The sequence below is a fragment of the Streptomyces sp. NPDC052107 genome, assembly GCF_040680215.1.
In the GTDB taxonomy this organism is placed as follows: domain Bacteria; phylum Actinomycetota; class Actinomycetes; order Streptomycetales; family Streptomycetaceae; genus Streptomyces.
In genome coordinates this window covers 1-1,270 of the sequence record NZ_JBFAWG010000294.1, presented here as the reverse complement: position 1 = coordinate 1,270, position 1,270 = coordinate 1, and the positions used below count along the sequence as shown (strand labels likewise).

1 protein-coding gene is annotated in these 1,270 nt (G+C 67.2%); it reads left to right on the top strand.

Features of this window, described 5'->3' with window-relative positions; all coding sequences use genetic code 11:
- Positions 1-104 precede the first annotated feature (104 nt).
- Positions 105-1,094 carry a L,D-transpeptidase gene (locus AB0M27_RS47935; protein ID WP_365732480.1) on the top strand — a complete coding sequence of 330 codons (990 nt, stop codon included), beginning with the start codon at positions 105-107 and terminating at the stop codon, positions 1,092-1,094.
- Positions 1,095-1,270: the final 176 nt, after the last annotated feature.

Here is a 1,270-nt window from a genome sequence, read left to right as displayed (position 1 = left end):
TTTGAGGCATGTTTTACGTGGTGTGTGCAACTGCGTCCGTGTCCTGGTTGTCTGACAGAAGGTCGGGCCCGTCAGGGCTGAGGAGCAAGAGAGCGAGGCAGGTCGTGGGACGGCGCAAAGGCGGCATAGGGATCGCACTGGTCACGGCTGCGATGCTGGTGGGCGCGAGTGCCTGCGGCGCAGGCGGCAGCGACAAGACCGGCGGGAACGACGACGCCAAGGCGCCGGGCAAGCCCGGCGCGAGCCCCTCACCGTCACCGACCAAGCCCGCCGGCCCGCCGATGCTGCTGGAGACGATCACCCCGCAGACCGGAACCACCGTCGGCGTGGCCATGCCCATCTCCGTGGTCTTCACCAACCCCGTCGCGCCCAAGGCACGGACCACAGTCGAAAAACACATGACAGTGAGCGCCTCGAAGCCGGTGGCCGGCGCCTGGCACTGGTTCGGCGACAGGCGCGCCGACTGGCGCCCCAAGACCTACTGGCCCTCCGGCACCAAAGTGCGGATCGACGCCGACATGACCGGCGTCAGCAACGGCAACGGACGCTACGGCATCCACAACTACACCCACACCTTCACCATCGGCGACGACGTACGCGCCGACGTCTCGGTCACCGGCCACACCATGAAAGTGACCCGCAACGGCACGCCCGTACGCACCCTGTCGATCAACGCCGGCAGCGCCCAGTACCCGACATGGAACGGCACCATGGCCGTCATCGACAAGCAGCAGAAGGTCCACATGACCTCCTGCAGCGTCGGCATCAGCTGCGACAAGAACAGCCCCAACTACTACGACCTGACCCTGCCCTGGGACGTCCACCTCACCCAGTCCGGCACCTACGTGCACTACTCCACCGGCGACCCCAACCCCGGCAGCGGCAGCGCCCGCGGCTCGCACGGCTGCGTCCACCTCTCCCTGACCGACGCCAAGTGGTTCTACCGCCAGGTCAAACAGGGCGACCCCATCACCATCACCGGCTCACCCCGCGCCAAGGCCCCGGCCGACAACGGCTACGCCGACTTCAACCTCACATGGGACCAGTGGCTCACCACCAGCGCATCCGGAGAAGGAACGACCACGACACTCTGACGCACCACAGCGCCGACGCCCGCCGACACTCCAACACACCACCCCCGACGCCACCGTCACACCCGCCCCCAAGCCAACCGGAAACGACCGACCCTCCCCCACACACCACCCCACACCCACCGACCCAAGCCGGCCAACACAACACCGAACCCCCGAACTCCCACATGAACGCCGTC